Annotated in this window: 17 protein-coding genes; 9 read left to right on the forward strand and 8 right to left on the reverse strand. The window is 68.7% G+C overall.

Going from position 1 to position 14127, the window contains the following annotated elements; translation table 11 throughout:
• From rimO to ACLFOB_RS01135, 5 genes are all read left to right on the forward strand, one after another.
• Positions 1 to 963 (forward strand): 30S ribosomal protein S12 methylthiotransferase RimO (gene rimO / locus ACLFOB_RS01115; protein WP_410924419.1); only part of this gene is annotated, 963 nt, incomplete at its 5' end.
• Positions 964 to 1027: 64 nt separating this feature from the next.
• Entirely contained in the window at positions 1028 to 1270 is a 243-nt protein-coding gene (locus ACLFOB_RS01120) for a CDGSH iron-sulfur domain-containing protein (protein WP_410916471.1), read from the forward strand.
• A 54-nt stretch (positions 1271 to 1324) separates the two neighbouring features.
• Positions 1325 to 1711: a thiol-disulfide oxidoreductase DCC family protein gene (locus ACLFOB_RS01125; protein WP_410916470.1), complete on the forward strand. Its 387-nt coding sequence runs from the start codon at positions 1325 to 1327 to the stop codon at positions 1709 to 1711.
• 60 nt (positions 1712 to 1771) lie between these two features.
• Positions 1772 to 2362 carry a thymidine kinase gene (locus tag ACLFOB_RS01130; RefSeq protein ID WP_410916469.1) on the forward strand — a complete coding sequence of 197 codons (591 nt, stop codon included), beginning with the start codon at positions 1772 to 1774 and terminating at the stop codon, positions 2360 to 2362.
• 57 nt (positions 2363 to 2419) lie between these two features.
• The gene (locus tag ACLFOB_RS01135) at positions 2420 to 2674 is read left to right on the forward strand and encodes a hypothetical protein (RefSeq protein WP_410916468.1); all 255 of its coding nucleotides are present in this window, start codon (positions 2420 to 2422) and stop codon (positions 2672 to 2674) included.
• A gap of 85 nt (positions 2675 to 2759) precedes the next feature.
• Here the strand turns inward: ACLFOB_RS01135 and ACLFOB_RS01140 are convergent, their stop codons facing one another.
• The 8 genes from ACLFOB_RS01140 to ACLFOB_RS01175 form a co-directional block, all read right to left on the reverse strand.
• A complete protein-coding gene (locus ACLFOB_RS01140; RefSeq protein ID WP_410924421.1) occupies positions 2760 to 3710 on the reverse strand; it encodes a 2-hydroxyacid dehydrogenase in 951 nt (316 codons plus the stop codon).
• Positions 3707 to 4045, reverse strand: coding sequence for a tRNA-binding protein (locus tag ACLFOB_RS01145; protein WP_410916466.1), 339 nt, complete (start codon positions 4043 to 4045; stop codon positions 3707 to 3709). Before ACLFOB_RS01145 ends, ACLFOB_RS01140 begins: the two co-directional genes overlap by 4 nt.
• Positions 4038 to 4853: a pyrroline-5-carboxylate reductase gene (proC, locus tag ACLFOB_RS01150; protein ID WP_410924422.1), complete on the reverse strand. Its 816-nt coding sequence runs from the start codon at positions 4851 to 4853 to the stop codon at positions 4038 to 4040. The genes ACLFOB_RS01145 and proC overlap by 8 nt, the downstream gene beginning before the upstream one ends.
• Positions 4854 to 4887: 34 nt before the next feature.
• Positions 4888 to 5388, reverse strand: coding sequence for a YbjN domain-containing protein (locus ACLFOB_RS01155; protein WP_410916464.1), 501 nt, complete (start codon positions 5386 to 5388; stop codon positions 4888 to 4890).
• A gap of 270 nt (positions 5389 to 5658) precedes the next feature.
• Positions 5659 to 8781, reverse strand: a complete 3123-nt coding sequence (locus ACLFOB_RS01160) for an efflux RND transporter permease subunit (RefSeq protein ID WP_410924424.1) — start codon at positions 8779 to 8781, stop codon at positions 5659 to 5661.
• Positions 8781 to 9980, reverse strand: coding sequence for an efflux RND transporter periplasmic adaptor subunit (locus ACLFOB_RS01165; protein ID WP_410916462.1), 1200 nt, complete (start codon positions 9978 to 9980; stop codon positions 8781 to 8783). The genes ACLFOB_RS01160 and ACLFOB_RS01165 overlap by 1 nt, the downstream gene beginning before the upstream one ends.
• A gap of 164 nt (positions 9981 to 10144) precedes the next feature.
• The gene (gene bfr, locus ACLFOB_RS01170) at positions 10145 to 10633 is read right to left on the reverse strand and encodes a bacterioferritin (protein ID WP_410916461.1); all 489 of its coding nucleotides are present in this window, start codon (positions 10631 to 10633) and stop codon (positions 10145 to 10147) included.
• A 130-nt stretch (positions 10634 to 10763) separates the two neighbouring features.
• The gene (locus tag ACLFOB_RS01175) at positions 10764 to 11009 is read right to left on the reverse strand and encodes a bacterioferritin-associated ferredoxin (protein ID WP_410924425.1); all 246 of its coding nucleotides are present in this window, start codon (positions 11007 to 11009) and stop codon (positions 10764 to 10766) included.
• Positions 11010 to 11297: 288 nt separating this feature from the next.
• Here ACLFOB_RS01175 and ACLFOB_RS01180 point away from each other — a divergent pair, with 288 nt between their 5' ends.
• The 4 genes from ACLFOB_RS01180 to ACLFOB_RS01195 all read left to right on the forward strand — a co-directional run bounded on the left by ACLFOB_RS01180 (position 11298) and on the right by ACLFOB_RS01195 (position 14113).
• A complete protein-coding gene (locus ACLFOB_RS01180) occupies positions 11298 to 12077 on the forward strand; it encodes an HAD-IIB family hydrolase (RefSeq protein WP_410916459.1) in 780 nt (259 codons plus the stop codon).
• Positions 12078 to 12112: 35 nt separating this feature from the next.
• Positions 12113 to 13333, forward strand: coding sequence for a glycosyl transferase (locus ACLFOB_RS01185; protein WP_410916458.1), 1221 nt, complete (start codon positions 12113 to 12115; stop codon positions 13331 to 13333).
• 28 nt (positions 13334 to 13361) lie between these two features.
• Complete coding sequence (locus ACLFOB_RS01190) at positions 13362 to 13598, forward strand: hypothetical protein (RefSeq protein WP_410924427.1); 237 nt, start codon at positions 13362 to 13364, stop codon at positions 13596 to 13598.
• A gap of 137 nt (positions 13599 to 13735) precedes the next feature.
• Positions 13736 to 14113 (forward strand): DUF6746 family protein, encoded by a 378-nt coding sequence (locus ACLFOB_RS01195; protein ID WP_410916455.1) that lies wholly within the window; start codon positions 13736 to 13738, stop codon positions 14111 to 14113.
• Positions 14114 to 14127: the final 14 nt, after the last annotated feature.

Here is a 14127-nt window from a genome sequence, read left to right on the forward strand (position 1 = left end):
GCCGCCGTGCCGCCCGCGCCTGACCCCTTCGTGGACCTGCTGCCCGCCTCCGGCGTCAAGCTCACGCCGCGCCACTACAGCTATCTCAAGATCTCCGAGGGCTGTAACCACAAGTGCCGCTTCTGCATCATTCCCGACATGCGCGGAAAGCTGGCCTCGCGCCCGCACCGCGCGGTGCTGCGCGAGGCCGAGAAGCTGGTCGAGGCCGGCGTGAAGGAACTGCTCGTCATCAGCCAGGACACCTCGGCCTACCTGACCGACCGGGAGCGGCTGGGCGCGGAGGCGCCGATCACCCGCCTCGCCCGCGATCTGGGGAGCCTCGGCGCCTGGGTGCGGCTGCACTACGTCTACCCCTACCCGCATGTCCGCCAGCTGATCCCGCTGATGGCGGAGGGGCTGGTGCTGCCCTACCTAGACATTCCGTTCCAGCACGCCCATCCCGAGACGCTGAAGCGCATGGCGCGCCCCGCGGCGGCGGCGCGCACGCTGGACGAGATCGCGGCCTGGCGCGCTGTCTGCCCGGAGATCGCGCTGCGCTCCACCTTCATCGTGGGCTATCCCGGCGAGACGGAGGAGGAGTTCCGGACGCTGCTCGACTGGCTCGACGAGGCGCAGCTCGACCGGGTCGGGTGCTTCAAGTACGAGAACGTGGCCGGCGCGCGGTCCAACACCCTGCCCGGCCATGTTCCCGAAGAGGTGAAGGAGGACCGCTGGCACCGCTTCATGGAAAAGGCGCAGGCGATCTCCGAGGCGAAGCTCGCCGAAAAGGTGGGCTTGCGGCTGGAGGTGATCGTCGATGCGGTGGACGCCGAAACCGCCACCTGCCGCACGAAGGCGGATGCGCCCGAGATCGACGGCTGCCTCTTCATCGACGAGGGGCACGAGGGGCTGTCGCCGGGCGACATGCTGACCGTCGAGGTGGACGAGGCGGGCGACTACGATCTCTGGGGCCGGCGCGTCTGACCCTTTCCATGCGGCGCAGGCCGCTTACCTTTCGGCACGGACCAGCCATCGCAAGGAGAGCCCGATGTCCGACGCCCCCGAGATCGCGCAGAAAGCGCCCTACCCCGTCGAGGTGACCGCGGGAAAGAACTATTTCTGGTGTGCCTGCGGGCGTTCCTCCATGCAGCCCTTCTGCGACGGAAGCCACAAGGGCACGGACTTCGCCCCCATCCGCTACACTGCGGAAAAGGACGGCAAGGTCTTCTTCTGCGGCTGCAAGGCGACCGGGAACTCGCCGCTGTGCGACGGGTCGCATTCCCGCCTCTGAGCCTGCGACGGCGCGCCACTGGACCGGGCGGCACGGCCGGCTAGATCCTCGATCATGGCCGACGACGACGATATCCGCGTGCTCTACAACGGCGAATGTCCGATCTGCTCCGCAGAGATCGGGCACTACAAGGGCTATGCCGAGCGCAAGCGCCTGCCCATCCGCTTCGACGACCTGAACGGCCCCGCGCGCCGCGACTGGGGCATGACCGAGGACCGGGCCGCCCGCCGCCTCTACGTCCGGAAGGACGGCGAGGTGCACGGCGGCATCGACGGCTTCCTGCTGCTCTGGCGGGCGATGCCGCGCTACCGCTGGCTGGCGCGTATCGTCGGCCTGCCGGGGCTTCGACCCCTCGCCGCGCTGACCTATGACAAGGTGCTGGCGCCGCTCATCTACCGCTGGCACCTGCGGCGCAAGGCGCGGGCGCGGGCGCGGGCCTGAGCGAGCGGGTCCGAGCGATGCCGCCTTGCACCGGGACGCGGGGCGCGCCATCAAGCGCGCATGGCGAAGCTCTATTTCCACTATTCGACAATGAACGCGGGCAAGTCGACATTGCTGCTGCAGGCGTCCTACAACTACCGTGAACGGGGGATGAACACCTGCCTGCTGACCGCGGCGATGGACACGCGGGCGGGCGCAGGGAAGATCGGTTCACGCATCGGCATCGATGCGGAGGCCGAGGGCTTCGATGCGCAGGACGATCTCTTCGACCGGATCGCGAGACGACTGGAAAGGGAACCGCTTGCCTGCGTCTTCGTCGACGAGGCGCAGTTCCTGACGCCCGGACAGGTCTGGCAACTGGCCCGCGTCGTGGACGACCTCGACGTGCCGGTCATGTGCTACGGGTTGCGGGTGGACTTCCGTGGCGCGCTTTTTCCCGGATCCGCCACGCTGCTGGCGCTGGCCGACGAGATGCGCGAGGTGCGCACCATCTGCCACTGCGGCAAGAAGGCGACAATGGTGGTGCGCCGCGGCCCGGACGGCCGTGCGCTGCGCGAAGGCGCGCAGGTGCAGATCGGCGGGAACGAGACCTATGTGCCCCTCTGCCGCCGGCACTGGCGCGAGGAAATCGGGGACAGGATGCCAGGCTGAGCCGGGAACCAGGGAGCAGGGGAAACCGTTTTCCTTCCCGAAGCAAGGAGGAACGCCATGGATCGCCTCAGCCTCTACATCAGCATGCTCACCGGCTCCGTGCTCACCGGGGGCCTTGCGATCGCGGCCTTCAGTCTGGGCTACTACAACTGGATCGCGGTCGCGATATCTGCGGTTATCGGCTTCGTGCTGGCATGGCCGGTGGCTTATGTCATCTCGCAGCGGATCAAGAAACAGGATCCTGAATGGGATCCCGAAGCCGAACCGGGCGACTACGGTTACATCCCGCCGCGTGACGCGCCCGAGGTGTGACGGCGCAGAAGAATTTTCGATCGAAAATTCTTCGCAGCCATCCGGTCAGGGAAAGCGCGAATTTTCGGTCGAAAATTCGCGCCGCTCACACGGGGTTCGGCACAGGATTCCCGTCGAAAAACGCGATCAGGTTATCCACCGCCATCTGTCCCATGGCTTCGCGCACCTCGAGCGCCGCAGTGCCGAGATGCGGCAGGAGCGAGACCTGCTCCAGTTCCAGCAGGTCCTGCGGAATCTGCGGCTCGTGTTCGTAGACATCGAGACCCGCGCCCGCGATCTCTGCCGTCCGCAGCGCGTGGATCAGCGCCGCCTCGTCCACGATGTCACCGCGCGCCACGTTGACGAGGCGCGCATGCGGCGGCATCGCCTCGAAGATTTTCGCACCGATCATGTGGCGCGTCTCGGCACCGCCGGGAAGCGTCACCACCAGCACGTCGGCCCAGGCGGCGAGGTCCGGCAACTCGTGGCGCACGGCCGGAAAGTCCACCTCCCGCGCACGCCGGTTGAAATAGCCCACTTCCATGCCGAAACCGGCGTGACAACGCCGGCCGATCGCCTGCCCGATCCGGCCGAAGCCCACGATGCCCACGCGCTTGCCGGTGACGTGCAGCCCCAGAAGCTGGGTGGGATGCCAGCCTTCCCAGCGGCCCGCGCGCACCAGCCGCTCGCCCTCTGAGGCGCGGCGGCAGGCCATCAGGATCAGCATCATGCCGATGTCGGCAGTGGCATCCGTGACTGCGCCGGGCGTGTTCGTCACTGTAATGTCGCGCGCCTTCGCCGCGGCCACGTCGATGTGGTTGTAGCCCACGCCGAAGTTGGCGAGGATCCGGCAGCGCGGTTCGTCGAACTCGGCGAAGATCGCCTCGGAGAAGCGGTCGCCCAGCGTGGGCAACACCCCGTCGAAGAGCGCCAGCGCCGAGCGCATCTCCGACTCGCTCATCGGTTGAGTGCGCTCGCGCAGCTCGAGGTCGAAATGCTCTGCGGCCCGCGCGACGACCCGCTCGGGCAGCGGGCGGGTGATCAACACGCGGGTCATTGCAGCCGCGCACCGTCCGGCACCCGGCGGTCGGGGCCGATCAGCACGATCTCGCCGTTCTCGTCCGCGAAGCCCAGCACAAGCACCTCCGAGACGAACCTGCCGATCTGGCGCGGCGGGAAGTTCACCACCGCGGCCACCTGCCGGCCCTTCAGCGTATCGGGCTCGTAGTGGCCGGTGATCTGGGCCGAGCTTGTCTTCTCGCCGATCCCGGGGCCGAAATCGATCCAGAGCTTGATCGCGGGCTTGCGCGCCTCCGGGTAGGGCTCCGCCCGGCGCACGGTGCCCACGCGGATGTCGACCCTGAGGAAATCGTCGAAACCGATCTCAGCCATCGCGCAGCTCCCGCGACCGGCGCGCCGCCGCCGCGACGGTCCGGCGCATCAGCGGCGGCAGGCCGTGGTCCGCGTCCATCAGCACCTCGAGGCCTGCCTGCGTGGTGCCATTGGGGCTGGTGACGTTGCGGCGCAGGTGCGCGGGATCCTCGCCGGAAGTCTCGGCCAGCGCGCCTGCGCCTGCCACGGTGGCCCGCGCCAGTTGCAGCGCCAGGTCCGGCGCCAGCCCCTCGGACGTGCCCGCCGCCGCCAGCGCCTCGATCATGTGAAAGACATAGGCCGGGCCCGAGCCGCTGACCGCGGTGACGGCGTCCATCTGGTCCTCGGAGTCGAGCCGGACCACCTGCCCGACGGCCGACAGCAGTTCTTCGGCGAGGTCCAGGTGTGCGCGTGTCGCCGCGGCGTTGCCGACGATCGCGGTGATCCCGCGGCCCACCGCGGCGGGCGTGTTGGGCATGGCGCGCACGACCGGGGTGCCTGCGCCGAAGGCGCCCTCGAAGCGCGCCAGCGGTGTGCCGGCGGCCACCGAGATCATCAGCGTGCCGCTGCCGCCGAGAGCCGCAAGGCGCGGCAGCGCATCGCCCATCATCTGCGGCTTGACGGCAATCAGCGCCACGGCCGGTTCGTCCGGCAGCCCATCGTTCAGATGCACGCCCTGCGCGGTCAGCCAGTCCGAGGGCCGTGGCTCGATCACGCCAACCGAGGCGGGCGGTAGCCCGCGGGCCAGCCAGCCCTCCAGCATGGCGGACCCCATCTTGCCGCATCCAAGAAGCAGCAGCCCGCGCCGGGCGATGTCGTCGAATGGCATGGTCCCTCCCGCCGTGCAGGGATCCGGGCCAGTGTTACGCGCGGCCGTAGGCCTCTGCAATGGCGACCTGCAGCGCCTCTTCGGGGCTGCGCCCGCCCCAGGCGACGAGCTGGAAGGCCGGATAGTAGCGCTCTGCCGTGAGCACGGCCGCGGCGATCATGGTGTCGATCTGCTCCGCGCTGGCCATCTGCCCGCCGGCCAGCACGAGGCCGTAACGCCAGATCATCAGCTTCTGCTCCGCCCACCAGGTGAAGGCGCCTGCCCAGCAGCGGTCGTTCACCGCGTTCAGCGAGGCGACGAGCGCCTCTTCCCGGTCCTCGGGCGGCTCCATCTCGAAGGTGCAGATCAGGCGGAGCGTCTCGTCGTGGGCGGACCACGCGAGGGTCAGCGAGTAGGTGCGCCACTGCCCCTCGACCGCCATCGCGATCTGGTCGTCGCCCACGCGGTCGAAGTCCCACGCGTTGTGCTCGGCCAGATGCTCGACGATGTCGATCGGGTGCAGATCGTCCTCGATGTACTGCTCGGCTGCGGACATGGCGCCACCTCTCTGCCTGTGCGCGGAGGGCGGAAGCGCCCCCCAAGCGCTTGGTGCCTGCTCAAGGAGCGGCGGGTCGTTGCCCCGCTCCTTACAAGATATGGTGCTGTGCCGGGGACGCACTGTAAAGCGATATTTTCGTGACTCCTGCAAAGTATTGTGTTGGCGGACGACGACGCCGCCAGATCGGGCGGCGCTCATCGGCCCTTTCCGGCCTCTTCGCGACGGCGAAGCGAGGACGGCCCGCGCGGGCCGGAGGAGCGGGCAGGCTCAGGCCGGCGCAGGAGCCGCCGAACGCGCCGGGCGATCCGCGCGCTTCTCGCCGAGCATCAGCAGCGCGGGCGTCACGACCAGCGTCAGCACGGTCGCCACCACCAGCCCGCCCGCAATGGAGGAGGCAAGCTCGGTCCACCACTGCGTCGAGGGTGCACCATAGACCACCTCGCGCCGGAAGAAGTCGATCGAGACGCCGATCACCATGGGCATCAGGCCAAGCGCGGTGGTGACCGAGGTCAGCACCACGGGCCGCAGGCGCTGCGCGCCCGCGCGCAGCGCGGCCTCGAAGGGGGTCTGCCCCTCCCGTCGCAGGAGGTTGTAGGTGTCGATCAGGACGATGTTGTTGTTCACCACGATTCCGGCCAGCGCGATCACCCCGATGCCGCCCATCACCACGCCGAAGGGGCGGCCTGTGACCAGCAGCCCCAGCATCACGCCCGCGACCGAGAAGACGATCGCGGACATCACGACAAGCGCCTGGAAGTAGCTGTTGAACTGCAGGACCAGCACGGTGAACATCAGGACCACCGCAACGACGAAGGCCACGGCGAGGAACTGCGCCGCATCCTGCTGCTCCTCCGCCTCGCCCGCGAAGCTCCAGCTCACGCCCTCCGGCAGGTCGGTGTCCTGCAGCGCGCTTCGCAGCGCGGCGATCTGGTCGTTGACCAGCAGCCCGGGCGCCACGTCGGCGGCGATGGTGACCACGCGGCGCTGGTCGATGCGGTTGAGCGTTCCGGTGCGCGGCACGGGCTCGAAGCGCACGAAATTGCCGATCGGCACGAGGCCCTGCGCAGTGGGAACCCGCAGGCTGCGCAACTCCTCGAGGCTGCGGCTTTCGGAGGGAAAGCGCACGCGGATGTCCACCGAGCCGTCGGCATAGGACGGACGATAATCCGCCACCGTGATGCCGCGCGTCAGCAGTTGCACCGCCTGTCCCAGCAGCGTCACGTCGGCGCCGAAGCGCGCGGCCTGGCTGCGGTCGACCTGCAGGCTCCATTCGACGCCCGGAAGCGCGCGGGTGTCGGTGATGTCGGTGAACCCGCCGATCCGCTTCATCTCGGCCAGCACCTGCTCGACCGCAGCCTCCTGCGTGCCGGGGTCGGCGGCGCGCAGTTCCAGCTGCACGGGCTTGCCCTGTGCCGGGCCCTGCTGCTGCGACTGCACCTGCACCTCGATGCCGGGGATGCGGCCCATCTCGTCGCGGATGTCGGCGCCGATCTGCTCGGCCGGGCGGCGGGTGTCCCACGGCGCAAGCTCCAGCTGGATGGTGCCGATGATCTCCTCGTCCTGGCGCTGCGTGTTGCCGGTGCGGGCATAGACCGAGTCGATTCCCGCAAAATCCATCAGCCGGCGCTCGACCTCGCGCACCAGGGTGTCCTGCTCGTGGATCGAGAAACTGTCGCGCGCGCGCACCGTGACCTGCATGAAGTCGGGCTCGACCTCGGGGAAGAAGATCACGCCGCGCCCGTATTCGGCGTAGGCGGCGACCGAGCCGATCAGCAGCGCCACGGCCAGGCCCAGCACGGCCAGCGGGCGCACCACAGCCCATTCGACGAGCCGTGCGTAGCGCCCCGTCCAGCCGCCCGCACGGCGCGGGTCGCCCTGTTCGGATTCGTAAAGCACGCGCTTGGCCGCGGCGGTCTGCGGCTGGGCGCGGCCGATGAGGCCGCCGAGGACGGGAATGAAGATGAGCGCCATCGCAAGCGAAGCGGTGAGCGTCAGGATCACGGTCAGCGGCAGGAAGCGCATGAACTCGCCAACCGTGCCGGTCCAGAACAGCAGCGGAAAGAACACGCTCAGCGTCGTGACGGTCGAGGCGATGATGGGCAGGGACATCCGCCTGGCGGCCACGGCATAGGCCGCGGGCGGCGCGAGCCCCTCCTGCAGCTTGCGGTCGGCAAGCTCCACGGTGACGATGGCGCCGTCCACCAGCATCCCCACCACCATGATGAGCGCGAAGAGCACGACGATGTTCATCGTCTCGCCCATCGCCCAGAGCGCGCCGACCCCGGTCAGGAAGGCGCCGGGGATGGCGAGCCCCACCAGCAGACCGGGCCGCCAGCCCAGCGCCCAGATCACCACGATCATCACCAGCAGGATCGCGGCGATGACGTTGGCCTCGAGGTCGCTGAGGATGTCGCGCACATAAACGGACTGATCCTGCATGTAGTCCACGCGCACCGAGTCGGGCCAGTCTTCGGCCGCCTCGTCGATGCCGGCCTTGGCGCGTTCGACCGTCTCGATGATGTTGGCGCCGACGCGCTTCTTGATCTCCAGCGCCAGCGCCGGCTGCCCGCCGATCCGGGCAAAACCGGACGGATCCTCGAAGCTCCGTCTGATCGTGGCAACCTCGGAGAAGGTGACGACCGTGTCGCCACGCACCTTGACGGGCAGCTCCATGACGTCCTCTGCGTCCTCGATCAGCCCGGGCACCTTCAGCACGATGCGCCCCGCCCCGGTCTCGATCGCGCCCGCGGCGATCAGGCGGTTGTTGCGCTGGATCTGTCCGATCAGTTCGTCGAATGAGATGTCGTAGGTCTCGAACACCGTGGGGTCGATGACGACTTCGAGCAATTCGTCGCGCGCCCCGCCGATGTCCACCTCCAGCACGCCGGGCAGCGCCTCGAGCCGGTCCTGCATCTCGGTGGCAAGCTGGTTGAGCGTGCGTTCCGGCACCGGGCCCGACAGGATAGCCGTCAGCACGGGGAAAAGCGCGGTGTTGACCTCGTTCACCGTGGGTTCGGTGGCATCGTCGGGCAGGTCGCGGCGGGCGCGGTCCACCGCCTCGCGCACGCTGTCGAGCGCCTCGTCGCTGTCGAAGCCCGCGTCGAACTCCAGCGTGACGGAGGCGGAGCCCTCGCGCGCGGCGGCGCTCATCTCCGTCACGCCGGTGATGCTGGCAAGCTCGGTCTCCAGCGGCTCGATCAGAAGGCGTTCGGCATCCTCGGGCGAGATGCCCTCGAGCGTGGTGATGACGTAGATCACCGGAATCGGCACCTCGGGCGCCGCCTCCTTCGGGATCTGGATGTAGGCGACGGTGCCGAAGGTCAGCAGGAAGAGCAGCACCATCACGACCACGCGGGCGCGCGAAAAGGCGGCGTCGATGACCCCGTGCATCACTGGCTCTCCGGTGCGGCAGGCGTGTCGAGCAGCCGCTCGCGCATCCGGCCGATGTCCAGCTCGCTTTCGGGCCGCGGTTCGACCGTCTCTCCGTCCGAGACGAAACCCTGGCCCACGGTGATGATGCGCGCCGGGTCGGGCAGCCCGGTGACCCAGATGCCCTCCGTCCCCGCGCGCACGATCGTCACGGGATGGAACTCGACAGTGTTCTCGTCCGTGACCGTCTTGATGCCCAGCCGGCCCGCCGGGTCGAGCGACAGGATCGCGGGCGAGAGGAAATGCGCCTCGACCTCCTCGCGGGGGATGCTGACCTGCGCGCTGATGCCTGCGGGGATCGCCCGGTCGTCGTTGGCGACCTCGATCTCGGCGGCAAAGGTGCGCGTCTGTGGATCGGCGGCGGCACCGACGAAGGCGACCGTGCCGTCCCGCGTCTCGCCGGTGATGAAGCGGACCTCGGCCTCCTGGCCTTCGCGGATGCCGCGCAGCTCCTGCTGCGGGATCCGCACGGTGACGCTGAGCGGCGTAAGATCGACGAGGCGCGCGGCCGGGTTGCCGCCGCTGATGAACTCGCCCTCCTCGATCTCGAGCGATTCGATCCGCCCGGCAAAGGGGGCGCGGATGGTCGTGTCCTCCAGCGCCTCGCGTGCATTGGTCAGCTGTGATTCGGCCGCCGCCAGCGCCGCGCGCGCCTGCGCCAGCCGGTCCGCCGTGGCCACGCCGCGATCGAGCAACGTCTGCGCGTTCTCGAACTCCCGCAGCGCGCGGTCGTACTCTTCCTGTGCGCGGTCGAGCTCGGCCTGCGCGCGCGCAGGCGCGATCCGGCCGATGACCTGCCCGGCCTCGACAAGGTCGCCCTTGTCGACGGGCACCTCGGCGATGCTGCCGGTCGCTTCGGCCAGCACGCGCGTGTCGCGCTCGGGCTCCGACTGTCCTTCGGCGACGAAGACCTGGCGCACGGGCTCTGCGGCGGACTCGCGCACCGCGACCTGGACCGGGGCGATGGTGCCGTCGTTGCCGGAGGCTGCCTGTTCGTCTTCGGGCGGCAGGATGAGTGCGCTGCCCAGCCACGCGGCAAGCGCCAGAGCCGCGACAAGCGCGATCCACCTCGATCGCCCGGCGCCGCGGTCGCCCTCGAACCGCAGCGGCTCGGGGCGCTCACGACCGGAGGCCGGGTCCGATTCGCCTGACATGCTCATCCTCCGCACCCTGCGTCGTCCCTGACTAGCATCGGCGCAAAACGATGTCACAACGACGGTGCCCCGAAACGCGTCCGGCAGCCGCGGTCAGGGACGAGAACGGGCCGGCCCGGCGGCCGGCCCGGCGGTGGTGGTCCCGCGTGCGGCGCGGGTGCGAGTCGACCTCAGTCCTCGCCTTCGTCCGCGGTGGAGGCGTTGAGCAGGCCGTATTTCTCCTCGCCCAGCTTCTCGATCAGATCGAACTGGGTCTCGAGGAAGTCGATGTGCCCCTCCTCGTCCGCGATAAGCTCCTCGAAGAGGTTCTTGGTCACGTAGTCGCCCACGCTGTCGCAGTGGTTGCGCGCCTCGATGTAGAGGGTGCGCGCCTCGTGTTCGGCCGCCAGATCGCACTCCAGCGTTTCCTTGAGCGTCTGGCCTATCCGCAGCGCGTCGAGCTTCTGCAGGTTCGGGTGCCCCTCAAGGAAGATGATCCTCTCGATGAGCCGGTCGGCGTGGTGCATCTCCTCGATGCTTTCCTCGCGCGACTTGGCTGCCACCTTGCCGTAGCCCCAGTCCTCCTGCAGCCGGTAGTGCAGCCAGTACTGGCTGACCGCGGTCAGTTCGCTGCGCAGCGCCTTGTTGAGATATTCGATGACCTTGTCGTCGCCCTTCATCATGCCCTCCTTACGCGCGTTGCCGCGTGAATGGGCCATAGAAGGAAGAGGCGCAAGCAAGAAGTGCCCGCATCGCGACGGCTGCGGGACGCTCCTGAAACAGTGTGGCGGGGCGAACCGGGGCGCTCCCCTATTTCGTGCCGGCGGCCGCCCTGGCCTTGCGAAGCCCGCGCAACTGGGCAGGCACCCCCGTGGCCGGATGCGATTCGAGGGTATTCATGAAGAGCGGCAGACAGCCGCCGCAGTCGGCCTTCTTGCCGAGGGCGCGATAGACCTTGCCGGGGGTGACGAGCGTGTCGGGGTCGGATGCGCGCATCCAGTCCACCGCGCGGCGGATTTCATCCTCCGAGATGTTCATGCAGTGGCAAACGATCATCCGGCTCTCCCTTGCGGCCCTGCGGCCCCGTCGTCTGGCCTGCGGCACCCACAGCCGCAGGAAAACTCGTCGCGCTCCCGATCCGTTCCGACCTTGATGAAGATCAAGGCGGCCCGGCGCGCTCCTGCGTTTTCTCTGCAAAACAGCGAGTCGCGCTGCCGGTCGAGGCAAATCTGACTACGGCAGTCGGAAAAGTCAATCCCGACTTATTCGCTCGGAGATCGCCGGCGACCCGAAGCCCGCAGCGCCGCGTGCGACAAGGCCGGCAGGGCGCAAGGGGGGGGCGGCATGGCGAAGTGGCTGATCGTCACCGATCTGGACGGCACCCTGCTCGAGCACGAGACCTATTCGCACGCCCCGGCGGAGGCCACGCTTGACCGGTTGCGCGCGGCCGGCGTGCCCGTGGCCTTCGCGAGTTCCAAGACCGCGGCAGAGATCGTGCCGCTGCGCGCCGAGCTGGGCTTTGCCCATGTTCCGGCCATCTGCGAGAACGGCGGCGGGCTGGTGCCGCCGGGCAGGGATGCCCTGCCGGATCGTTCCCGCCACGCCCGCCTGCGCGCCGCGCTCGCTGCGCTGCCCGCCGCGCTCCGCGCTCCGTTCCGCGGCTTTTCCGACATGGACGTGGACGCTGTCGCCGCGGCGACGGGCCTGCCGCCCGACGCAGCCGCCCGCGCGCGCGACCGCGCCTTTACCGAGCCGGGCCTCTGGACGGGAACGCAGGCGGACCGCGGCGCGTTCATCGAGGCATTGGCGGCGCAGGGCGTGACGGCGCGCGAGGGGGGCCGCTTTCTCACTCTCGGGTTCGGACACACCAAGGCGGAACGGATGCACCAGATCGCGGACGAGATGGGATGCGAGCGTCTCCTCGCGCTGGGCGATGCGCCCAACGACATCGAGATGCTGGAGGCAGCGGACCGCGCCGCCATCGTCGCCAACCCGCACCGCGCGCCGCTGCCCGCCCTGGGCGGCGAAGCCACGGGACGCATCCTGCGCACCGACCTGCCCGGCCCGGCGGGCTGGTCGCGGGCGGTGGAACGGATACTATCGGAAGAAGGCGTCGCCTTCTGACGCCCGCATTTCAGAAAGATTTCAGGAGCCCGGCCTTGGCGGATTTTCACCAGAACGGACAGGTGGCCACCCTGCACGACCTGCGCAGCGTCTCGCCTGACGCGCTCACCCATGCCGTCACCACCTTTTCGCGCGACCGTCCCGCGACGCTGATCCTGCCCTCGCTCTATTCCGAGCTTGAGGGCAATGCGCTGCCGCTCATCCTCGACGAGTTGGCGCAGGTGCCCTATCTGAAACGCATCGTCATCGGCCTCGATCAGGCGGATGCGGCGCAATTCGCCCACGCCGTGCGCTACTTTTCCCGGCTGCCGCAGGATCACGTCGTGATCTGGAACGACAGCCCCCGCCAGCGCGCGCTGGGCGACCGGCTGAAGGCGCACGGCCTCTACCCCTCCGAGCCGGGCAAGGGCAAGAACGTCTGGTCCTGCATGGGCTACATGCTGGCCCGGCGCGACACATGGGTCGCCGCGGTGCACGACTGCGACATCCTCACCTACTCGCGCCACATGCTGACGCGGTTGATCTACCCGGTGGTGAACCCGAACTTCTCCTACCAGGTGTCCAAGGGCTTCTACCCCCGGCTGGGCGAGGGCAAGATGAACGGGCGGGTCACGCGCCTGCTGGTCTCGCCGCTGCTGATCGCGCTGCGCAAGGTGGTGGGGGACAGCGACTATGTCGATTTCCTGCGCAGCTTCCGCTATCCGCTGTCGGGCGAGGTGGCGCTGCGCACCGCCATCCTGCCCGATCTGCGCATCCCCTCGGACTGGGGCCTCGAGATCGGCATGCTGAGCGAGGCCTGGCGCAACCTGGCGCCCAAGTCGGTCTGCCAGGTCGAGATCTCGGATGCCTACGACCACAAGCATCAGGCGCTTTCGCCCGAGGACGCGGCCACGGGGCTGAACCGCATGTCCACCGACATCTGCAAGGCGATCTTCCGCAAGCTCGCCGCCGACGGCACCGTGTTCACCCAGAACACCTTCCGCACGCTCAAGGCGGTCTATTACCGCTCGGCGCTCGACATGCTGGAAAGCTACTACAACGATGCCGCGATGAACGGCCTGACCATGGACCGCCACAAGGAGGAGCAGTCCGTCGAGCTTTTTGCCGAGAACATCATGCGCGCCGGACAGGCCTTTCTCGACAACCCCTTCGAAACTCCCTTCATTCCCACCTGGTCGCGGGTCAACGCCGCCGACCCGGAACTGCTGACCGACATGCTGCGGGCGGTGGAGGAGGATCTGGCGGAGGTGCGCTGAGCGGATCGTCCGAAGCCCGGCCTTTGCCATGCCCCGCCCCCCACAGCGTCCCGCGTTCCACTACCTGCCCGGCAAGACCGTCTGCCCGGACCTCTTCCGCCGACCGGACGGGACCTTCGGCTTCGAGGAATACCGGCGCGAGCCGGAGGACGGGCGGGGCCGGTTCGTGATCGGGCATCACGGGCACCGGGTCTCCGACAGCGAGGCCGCGGCGCTTGCGGCGGCGCGGCGGGACATGGCCCGGCTGGACAGGCTGCCGGGCTGACCGGCGCAGGACCGCCGATTTCTGACAATATTGCTCAGGTATGCTTGACAGGAGGCCTTGTGCGGGATTATCCGACTGAAACACTAGGCTTTGGCGCGCAGCGCGAACCCAAGCCGCCTCAACCGAAGGAAGCAGAGATGACCGCAATCAGATCCCTGATCGCCACCGCCGCCCTGGGGCTGTCGGCGCTCGCCGCCACGGCCGACGAGGACGATGTGCAGCACTACGCCATTGAGCCCTCCGAGACGCTGGAGCAGGCGCTGACCAACTTCACCGAGTACAACGCCAAGGTCCGCGACGTGCTGGAGCGCGAGGATCTTTCCGTCGCCGACATGGAGGAGATACACGAATACACCTACACGATCGAGGCGGCGCTGGCGAAGATCAACGAGGAGTTCGGCGCCCTGCCCGAGACGCTGGAGGCGCTGCACCTGGCCTCCGAGGCGCACGACGCCGACGAGGTGCGCAGCCTTGCAGAGACCTACTTCGAGACGGCAGGCGAGCTTTCGGAGTGACACCCGGACGCCGG

This window comes from Rhodosalinus sp. (assembly GCF_046542825.1).
GTDB lineage: Bacteria > Pseudomonadota > Alphaproteobacteria > Rhodobacterales > Rhodobacteraceae > Rhodosalinus.